This window comes from Desulfocurvus sp. (genome assembly GCF_023230885.1).
Taxonomy (GTDB): Bacteria; Desulfobacterota; Desulfovibrionia; order Desulfovibrionales; family Desulfovibrionaceae; genus Desulfocurvus.
In genome coordinates this window covers 1-8,323 of record NZ_JALNWM010000155.1, presented here as the reverse complement: position 1 = coordinate 8,323, position 8,323 = coordinate 1, and the positions used below count along the sequence as shown (strand labels likewise).

General features: G+C 71.8%; 9 protein-coding genes. 3 read left to right on the top strand and 6 right to left on the bottom strand.

Annotated elements, in window-relative coordinates; all coding sequences use genetic code 11:
- The 5 genes from M0P34_RS11285 to queA form a co-directional block, all read right to left on the bottom strand.
- The coding region (locus M0P34_RS11285) for a 2-oxoacid:acceptor oxidoreductase family protein (RefSeq protein ID WP_291499119.1) at positions 1-251 on the bottom strand (251 nt) is incomplete at its 3' end.
- A complete protein-coding gene (locus M0P34_RS11280) occupies positions 252-1,019 on the bottom strand; it encodes a thiamine pyrophosphate-dependent enzyme (RefSeq protein WP_291499117.1) in 768 nt (255 codons plus the stop codon).
- A gap of 2 nt (positions 1,020-1,021) precedes the next feature.
- Positions 1,022-2,077 carry a 3-methyl-2-oxobutanoate dehydrogenase subunit VorB gene (locus tag M0P34_RS11275; RefSeq protein ID WP_291499115.1) on the bottom strand — a complete coding sequence of 352 codons (1,056 nt, stop codon included), beginning with the start codon at positions 2,075-2,077 and terminating at the stop codon, positions 1,022-1,024.
- 3 nt (positions 2,078-2,080) lie between these two features.
- Positions 2,081-2,305 carry a 4Fe-4S binding protein gene (locus M0P34_RS11270; RefSeq protein ID WP_291499113.1) on the bottom strand — a complete coding sequence of 75 codons (225 nt, stop codon included), beginning with the start codon at positions 2,303-2,305 and terminating at the stop codon, positions 2,081-2,083.
- A 56-nt stretch (positions 2,306-2,361) separates the two neighbouring features.
- Positions 2,362-3,456: a tRNA preQ1(34) S-adenosylmethionine ribosyltransferase-isomerase QueA gene (queA, locus tag M0P34_RS11265; RefSeq protein ID WP_291499112.1), complete on the bottom strand. Its 1,095-nt coding sequence runs from the start codon at positions 3,454-3,456 to the stop codon at positions 2,362-2,364.
- A gap of 195 nt (positions 3,457-3,651) precedes the next feature.
- Between queA and M0P34_RS11260 the strand changes: the two genes are divergently transcribed.
- The 3 genes from M0P34_RS11260 to M0P34_RS11250 are packed head-to-tail and all read left to right on the top strand — an operon-like array spanning position 3,652 to position 6,144.
- On the top strand, positions 3,652-4,179 hold the full coding sequence (locus M0P34_RS11260) for a hypothetical protein (protein WP_291499110.1): 528 nt from the start codon (positions 3,652-3,654) through the stop codon (positions 4,177-4,179).
- Positions 4,180-4,198: 19 nt separating this feature from the next.
- On the top strand, positions 4,199-5,413 hold the full coding sequence (coaBC, locus tag M0P34_RS11255) for a bifunctional phosphopantothenoylcysteine decarboxylase/phosphopantothenate--cysteine ligase CoaBC (protein ID WP_291499108.1): 1,215 nt from the start codon (positions 4,199-4,201) through the stop codon (positions 5,411-5,413).
- Positions 5,389-6,144, top strand: a complete 756-nt coding sequence (locus tag M0P34_RS11250; RefSeq protein WP_291499107.1) for a hypothetical protein — start codon at positions 5,389-5,391, stop codon at positions 6,142-6,144. The genes coaBC and M0P34_RS11250 overlap by 25 nt, the downstream gene beginning before the upstream one ends.
- Before the next feature lie 508 nt (positions 6,145-6,652).
- On the opposite strand, the gene M0P34_RS11245 is transcribed toward M0P34_RS11250, so the two are convergent.
- The coding region (locus M0P34_RS11245; RefSeq protein WP_291499105.1) for a DEAD/DEAH box helicase at positions 6,653-8,323 on the bottom strand (1,671 nt) is incomplete at its 5' end.

Genomic DNA, 8,323 nt, shown 5'->3' with positions numbered 1-8,323 from the left:
GGCTGGAACTTGTCCAGGGACGGGCGGTTCATGAGGATGAGCGACTTGGGCGTGCGGATGATGGGCGAGCCGATCTCGTCGGAGGAGACGACCACGGTGCAGTTGGCCGTGCCGCCGCGCATCTCGGGCCCGTAGACCGGGATGTAGGTCACGTTCAGGCCCTGGTGCATGCCCGCGTAGGCCAGCAGGTTGCCGATGAGCATCACGCCCTGGCCGCCGAACCCGGCCATGATAACGTCCTGGTAGAGCATCTACTTGTCCTCCCCGCCGCCGGTGCGGTCCACGATGGTGCCCAGGGGGAAGTAGGGGATGAGCTCGTCGGCGATGCGCTTGTTGGCGTCCACGGGGCTCATCTTCCAGTTGGTCGGGCAGGTGGCCAGGAACTCCACGAAGCTGAAGCCCAGGCCCTGCTCCTGGCATTCGAAGGCCTTGCGCACGGCCTTCTTGGCCCGGGCGATGTTCTTGACGCTGTTCACGGCCACGCGCTCGCAAAAGACCACCCCGCCGAGCATGCCGATGATCTCGGCCATTTTGATGGGCAGGCCCTCGCGCTCGGCGCAGCGGCCCCCGGGGCAGGTGGTGGTGGCCTGGCCGATCATGGTCGTGGGGGCCATCTGGCCGCCGGTCATGCCGTAGACGGTGTTGTTGACGAAGATCACGGTGATGCGCTCGCCGCGGTTGGCGGCGTGCATGATCTCGGCCATGCCGATGGAGGCCAGGTCGCCGTCGCCCTGGTAGGTGAACACTGTCCTGTCGGGCCGGGCGCGCTTGACGCCGGTGGCCACCGCGGGGGCGCGGCCGTGGGGCGCCTCCACGGCGTCCACGTTCAGGTAGTTGTACAGAAACACGGAGCAGCCGATGGAGGCCACGGCGATGGTCTTGTCCGCCAGGCCCAGCTCGTCGATGACCTCGCCGACGATACGGTGGGCCGTGCCGTGCTGGCAGCCGGGGCAGTAGTGGGTCGGCCGGTCGATGATCACGTCCGGCGTCTTGAACACGAGTTTTTCAGCGGCTTGCATGGCTAGCCCTCCAGGCTCTTGAGGATGGGGCCTTCCAGGTCGTCGGGGTTGGGCAGCTCTCCGGGCATGACGCCGAAGAAGTCCGAGTCGGCCTTGGTGCGGATGGCCAGGCGCACGTCGTCCACCATCTGCCCGCAGTTATGCTCGATGGTCAAAAAGCGCTTGCCCTGCCCGGCCAGGGCCAGGAGCGGCGCGTCGGGGAAGGGATACAGGGTGATGGGCCGCAAAAGGCCGACCTTGAGCCCCCGGGCGCGCAGCTTGCGCACGGTGGACTTGGCGATGCGCCCGATGGAGCCGTAGGCACAGACCACCAGCTCGGCGTCCTCGGTCTGGAAGGCCTCCCAGCGCGTCTCGGCGCGCATGGCGGCGTACTTGGCCATGAGGTGGCGGTTCTGCCCGGCCAGGGCGCCCTCGTCCAGGAACAGGGACTTGATGAGCCGCTTGTCGCGGCCCGCGTTGCCGTCCAGGTGCCAGCCGCCCGAGGCGTCGTCGTACGTCACGCTCTCGCGGCGGGCGATGGGCTCTTTCATCTGGCCCAGGATGGCGTCGCCCAGGATGAGCACCGGGTTGCGGTACCGGAAGGCCAGGGCAAAGGCCTCGATGACCAGGTCGTAGGCCTCCTGGCAGGTGGCCGGGGCCAGGACCAGCAGGCGGTAGTCGCCGTGGCCGCCGCCGCGCGTGGACTGGTAGTAGTCGCCCTGGGCCGGGCCGATGTCGCCCAGGCCGGGGCCGCCGCGGTTCATGTTGACCACGACGGCGGGCAGCTCGCTGCCGGCCATGTAGGATATGGCCTCCTGCTTGAGGGACATGCCCGGGCTGGAGGAGGAGGTCATGCAGCGCACGCCCGTCGCGGCGGCGCCAAGCAGCATGTTGGCCGCGGCCACCTCGCTTTCGGCCTGCACGAACTCGCCCCCGGCCTCGGGCAGGGCCTTGGACAGGAACTCGGGAATGTCGTTCTGCGGGGTGATGGGGTAGCCGAAAAAGCAGCGGCAGCCCGCGTCCAGGGCACCCTGGGCGATGGCTTCGTTGCCCTTGATGAAGACTCTTTCAGGAGCCATGATTCACTCCTTTGGGGCTTTGGCTGTCTTGTACACGGTGATGCACATGTCGGGGCACATCCGGGCGCACGAGGCGCACCCCGTACACGAGTCCATGTCCCTGACCTCGATCACCTTGTAGCCCTGGGCGTTGAAACGCTCGGACTGCGCGATGATCTCCACGGGACAGACCGTGGCGCACAGCAGGCACCCCTTGCAGCGGTCTTCCCGGACCTCGATTCGCGACATTGTGGAGACTCCTTTGAGTGTGGCTTGGCTGCTCGCCGTTCCGCCGGCGGGCCCCCCTAGAGAATGAGCATCGCGTCCCCGTAGGAGAAGAACCGCAAGCCGTTGTCCAGGGCGTGCCGGTAGGCCCGCAGAATGGGGCCCCGCCCGGCGAGAGCCGAAACCATAATAAGCAGCGAGGACTCTGGCAAATGGAAATTGGTCAGCAGGTGATCCACCGTGGCGAAGGGGTAGCCGGGGGTGATGTAGATGTCGGTCCAGCCGGTGTAGGGCGCGATGGCTCCCGTGGCGCGGCGGGCGCCCTCCAGGGCGCGCACCGACGTGGTGCCCACGGCCACCACGGGCCGCCCCTGGGCGCGGGCCTGGGCCACGGCCTGGGCCGTTTCCCGGGAAACCTCGACGTACTCGCGGTGCATGACGTGCTCGCGGATGTCCGCGCTGCGCACGGGGCTGAAGGTGCCGTAGCCCACATAGAGCGTGACCTCGGCCCAATCCACGCCCCGCGCGGCCAGGGCCTGGCGCACCTCGGGGGTGAAGTGCAGCCCCGCCGTGGGCGCGGCCACGGAGCCGAGCTTGGCCTCGCTGGCGTAGACCGTCTGATAGCGCAGGGCGTCCTCGGGGGTGTCGGGGCGGCGGATGTAGGGCGGCAGGGGATAGTGGCCCAGGCGCAGGAACAGCCCGGCCAGGTCGCCGCGCCAGCGCAGGCGCACCCGGGCCCGGCCGAAGCCGCCGCGCTCGAGCACGGTCAGGGCGAAATGCTCGTCGAAGCGCACAGTCTCGCCGGGGCGCGGGCCCTTGGAGGCCCGCAGCAGCCCCTCGGCCTCGGCCTCGAAGCCGTCCGCGGAAACGGCGCGCGCGGCCTCGAGCAGCAGGGGCAGCGGCGAAAGCAGCAGGAACTCCACCCGCCCGCCCGAGGGCTTGCGCCCGAACACGCGCGCGGGCAGAACCCGCGAGTTGTTGGCCACCAGCAGCGCTCCCTGCGGCACGCGCTCCACAATGCCGGCAAAGGAGTCGATGGTCATGGCGCCGCTGGCGCGGTCGAGCACCAGAAGGCGCGAGGCGTCGCGCCGGGGGCTGGGGGCCTGGGCGATGCGCTCCTCGGGCAGGTCGTAGCTGTAGGAACTGAGGCGGAAATCCTCGGGAATCTCGTGCATGGGGCGGTGCGTGCTCCGGTTTTGGCCGCGCCCGGGGCCGTCCGGGGCGCGGCGGCTCCCGCCGGACGCCGGGGGCCGGGTTGCGTTGAACTTTGCGCGGGTCTCGGGTAGGGTGGCTGCGCCGATGGCCCGGCCACCGGCCCGCGCGGCCCAGGGCCCGCGGCCACCCCACCAGGGACCCCCAAAGGAGGAAACATGCATAGGATACTTCTTGCCGTCCTGGCAATCGTCGCCCTGCTGGGCGCCACGGGCTGCCAGTCCGTACTGAGCGACCACGGCGAGGGCAAGACCCAGGCCGCCAGCCGCCCGGCGCCGACCACCAACCCCGTGGGCTCCTACCAGGAATTCGACGACGTGCTCATCCCCAACGAGCTGGCCTTGCAGGGCAAGTCCTCCTTCGTCTTCGAGACCCCGCAGTTCAAGACCGGCATCGTGGTCTACAAGGGCCGGGTGGACGCCGTGTCCCTGGCCAACTTCTTCGAGAAGGAGCTGCCCAAGGACAACTGGCGCCTGCGCAGCAAGATCAAATACAACCGCACGATCATGGTCTTCGAGAAGCCCGACCGCGACTGCGTCATCAACATCCTCGACGACACCTTCAGCACCACGCTGGAAATCATGATCGCCCCGCGCATGGACGGCGTCGCCGCGCAGCCCGCCCTGGGCTCCCCCGCCCCGACACCGACCCAGACCTCGCCCTTCGAGGAGACCCTGCCCCAGTAGCCGGGCGGACGGACACGCCATGCAAGCGCATCTCGCGTTCACGGGCTACCTCGGCCGCCGCCTGCACCTGGGCGTCTGCGGCAGCGTGGCGGCCTACAAGTCCCTCGAACTGCTGCGCATGCTCACGGACACGGGGCTGGCCGTGAGCGCCACCCTGACGGCCAGCGCCGAGCGCTTCGTCTCGCGCCTGGGCTTCGAGGCCCTGGGCGCGGCCCCGGTCTACGGGCCCATGTTCGACCCCGCCCAGGGCCCCTTCGCCCACCTGGAGCCCGGCCAGGTCGCCCAGGCCATGCTCGTCGCCCCGGCCACGGCCAACACCCTGGCCCGGCTGGCCCACGGGCTGGCCGACGACCAGCTGAGCTCCCAGGCCCTGGCCTTCCCGGGGCCGCTGGTGCTCGCACCGGCCATGAACCCGCGCCTGTGGGACGCCCCGGCCACCCGCGCCAACTGCGACATCCTGCGCGCGCGCGGCGCGGTCTTCGCCGGGCCCGCCTGCGGGGAGATGGCCTGTGGCGAACAGGGCGGGGGCCGCCTGGCGCCCCTGGAGGAAATCTTCACGGCGGCCCTGCGCGCCGTCACGGTCCAGGACCTGGCCGGGGTCGACGTGCTGCTGACCCTGGGGCCGACCCGCGAATACTTCGACTGCGTGCGCCACTGGAGCAACCCCAGCACGGGCGTCATGGGCGCGGCCCTGGCCGTGGCGGCCTGGCTGCGCGGGGCGCGGGTCCACGCCGTGTGCGGCCCGGTGTCCCTGTGGCTGCCGCCCGGCGTCCACCGCGTGGACGTGACCTCGGCCCGCGAGATGCATGAGGCCGCCCTGGACCTCTTCGCGGCCGCGCAGTGGGCCTGCTGCACCGCGGCCGTGGCCGATTTCCGCCCCGAGCCCTACGGCCCCGGCAAATTCAAGAAGGAGGCCGGCGGGCTGGCAGTGACCTTCACGCCCAACCCGGACATCCTGGCCGACATGGGCCGCAGGCGCGCCCCCGGCCAGCGCCTGTGCGGCTTCGCCGCCGAGGCCGCCGACCTGGAGGCCCAGGCCCGGGGCAAGCTCCGGCGCAAGAACCTGGACCTCATCATCGCCAACGACGTGACCGCCCCGGGCTGCGGCTTCGCCGCGCCCACCAACGGCGTCCTGGCCCTGGACGCCCAGGGCCGCCTGGAGCGCTGGCCCGTGCTGCCCAAGACCGAGGTGGCCTGGAGGATCTGGGATTGGATGCTCGCACTCTCGGCCTGAGCGAAGACCTGCGCGTCTGGCACGACCTGGGCCTGCGCCATGTCCTGTGCACGGACGACGTGGCCGCGCTGCGCCCGGGGCTCGGCCTCGCGCCCGGCGGGCCGGGACGCGACGCCCCCCGGGGCGGCCCGCCCCCCAGGCCGCGCATGGCCGAAGCCAGACAGCCGGACGCCGCGCCCCGGCGCCCCGGGCGCGAGGCCGAACCCCGCGCCGCCCGCGCCCCGGGCCCGGCCTCCGAGGCGCCCCCCGGCCCGCCCCCGGCAGCCCGCCCCGCGGCCCCGGGCGGCCCCCTGGCCGTATTCCCGTGGGAGCAGTTCCGGCCCCGGCTGATCACGCCCAGCCGCACGGTATGGACCTACTGGGAGCTGGGCCTGGACTTCGGCCCCCGGCCCGACCCGGCGCGACGCGAACTGTTCGGCAATATCATGAGGGCCCTGCGCTGGCCGAAGAAAAGCGTGACCTTCTGGCCCCTGTCCTTCGAACACCAGGGCCGGCTGCTGGCCAACAAGGGTTCCTTCCTGCGCGGCGTCGGCGAAACCGGCGCGGGCCTCATCGTCTGCTTCGGCCAGCGGGCCTTCGAGGTGCTCTTCCCCCGCCAGCGCTACGCCCCGGGCACCCACCGCCTGGAGGCGCGCACCGTGCTGGCCCTGCCCGGCCCCGAGGAGATGCTCGGCGGCGACGCCCAGGCCAAGCGCCTGGTGTGGGACACCCTGCGCGCCCTGCGCCTCTGACACGGCCCCGGCCGCCCGGCCGCCCGGCCGCCGTCCCATCATCCGCCGCCCCCCGGGCACTGCGCGCCGTCCGCCCTGGCCGAAGCCGCGCCTGCGCGCCGGTGCGCAACGCCGCCGCCCGTGGTTCCCGACGCCCGCCGGCCCCGCACCGCCTGCGCGCTGCCCGGGGGCAGGGCCCAGCCCCGGACAACCCGCGCCCGGTCCACGCAATCCGCGGACCTGCCCGCGCGGCCCGGCCCACAACCCGACCCGGCGCCGCCCGGTATCGCCCACGCCGGGGCCGCCCGGCCCGCGCCGATGCGCAAAGGCCCCCGCCCCTGCCAGCCCCGGACAGCCCGCCCGCGCAAAACAAGGCTGCGCGAGATGGTCAGGGGCAGGGACCCCTCGGCGGACAGCCCGCCCCCGCGCGCAAAACAAAGCGGCGGGGACCGCAGTCCGCGCCGCCTTTTCCGTCTTCCGGCGGCGGCCCCGCCGGACGCCTTGTCCTGCGGGGCCGCCTTCCTGTGGCCTAGACGTTGAAGTTGTCTTCCTCGTCCTCGAAGTCCTCCTCGGAGTCCTCGGGCGGCTCCGGCAGGGCGACGTTGCCGTTGGTTTCTGCGGGTTTCTTCTTTTTGCGGCGGCGGCGGCGGCGCTTCTTGGGCGCCGGGGCGGCCTCGCCGTCCTCGCCGTCCGGGGCGGGGGCCGCCGGGGCCGCCGGGGCGGGCGCGGCGGCGGCGGCGGCTTCGCCCTCGGCCTCACCCGCGGCCTCGGCCTCGGCCGGGCGCGGGGCGCGGGCCCGGGGGGCCTGCTCGCGCGCCGGGGGCTTGGGCGGGGCGCCCTGCAACTCGGCGCGATAGGTCTCATCGAGCAGCATGGCCACAAGGTCGACGCCGCCCTCGCCCTCGGCCAGGGTCCGCGCCAGGAGCTTGAAGCGCTCGATGCGCTCGCGTTCGACGTTGTCGAGTTTCCTCAGCCGGCTTTCGAGCAGGGCGGTCATGCGCTGGGCGATGGCCTTCTGCACGTCCTCGTCGGTGGGCAGCAACCTGGCCTCCAGGGATATCTTGTACATCTTGGCGATGCGGTGCAGAGCCAATTTCTCCATCACGTCCACCAGGGAGACGACCTCGCCCGAGGCCCCGGCCCGGCCGGTGCGCCCGGCGCGGTGGATGTAGACCTCGTGGTCCTCGGGCGGCTCGTAGAGGAAGACGTGGGACAGGTCGGGGATGTCGATGCCGCGCGCGGCCACGTCGGTGGCCACGAGGAAGCGCAGTTTGCCGCGCCGGATGCGGTCGAGGACCTGTTCGCGCTTGGCCTGGGTCAGGTCGCCGGAGAGCTCGTCGGCGTCGTAGCCGAAGCGCTGGAGCACCGCCGTGACGTAATGCACGTTCTGCTTGGTGTTGCAGAAGATGAACGCCGAGGCGGGGTTTTCCATCTCGATGATCCGCACCAGGGCCCGGTCCTTCTCCATAGGCTTGCACTCGTAGTACAGGTGCGGCGTTTCGGCCACATGGACCCGCTTGTGCGACAGGGACAGAAGCTGCGGGCGCTCCATGAACTCCCCGGCCAGGCGCATGACGTGCGGCGGGTAGGTGGCCGAGGTCATGAACATGTTGACCTTGCGGGCGGGCAGATAGCGCTGCACCTCGCGCATGTCGGGGTAGAAGCCGATGGAGAGCATGCGGTCGGCCTCGTCGAAGACGAGGATCTCCAGGCCCTGCAAGGACAGGGAGCCGCGCAGCAGATGGTCGAGCACGCGCCCGGGCGTGCCCACCACCAGGTGGGCGCCCTGGCGCAGGGCGTCGAGCTGCGGGCCGTAGCCCGCGCCCCCGTAGACGGCGGCCACGCGCATCCCCGAGGAACCCGCCAGGCCCTCGGCCTCGCGGGCCACCTGCTGGGCCAGCTCGCGGGTGGGCACGAGGACCAGCGCCTGGCACTGGTCGCGCCCGATGTCCACCCGGTCGAGGATGGGCAAAACGAAGGAGCCGGTCTTGCCGCTGCCGGTGCGCGACTGGATCATGAGATCGCGCCCGGCCATGAGATAGGGCATGGCCAGGGCCTGCACGGGCATGAGCTTGTCCCACCCGGCGCGGACGCAGGCGTCGTGCAGGGCCTGGGGCAGGGTCTCCAGGGTGACCTCGGGCAGCACGTCCTCGGGGGCGATGACCTCGTCGGGCTCCACGGAGGCGAAGTCCTCAGAGGC

Excerpts from the sequence above, each read along its gene's own strand:
- M0P34_RS11270 (WP_291499113.1), bottom strand. The coding sequence starts at position 2,305 with ATGTCGCGAATCGAGGTCCGGGAAGACCGCTGCAAGGGGTGCCTGCTG.
- coaBC (WP_291499108.1), top strand. The coding sequence starts at position 4,199 with ATGCAAGCGCATCTCGCGTTCACGGGCTACCTCGGCCGCCGCCTGCAC.
- M0P34_RS11260 (WP_291499110.1), top strand. The coding sequence starts at position 3,652 with ATGCATAGGATACTTCTTGCCGTCCTGGCAATCGTCGCCCTGCTGGGC.
- M0P34_RS11280 (WP_291499117.1), bottom strand. The coding sequence starts at position 1,019 with ATGCAAGCCGCTGAAAAACTCGTGTTCAAGACGCCGGACGTGATCATC.
- queA (WP_291499112.1), bottom strand. The coding sequence starts at position 3,456 with ATGCACGAGATTCCCGAGGATTTCCGCCTCAGTTCCTACAGCTACGAC.
- M0P34_RS11275 (WP_291499115.1), bottom strand. The coding sequence starts at position 2,077 with ATGGCTCCTGAAAGAGTCTTCATCAAGGGCAACGAAGCCATCGCCCAG.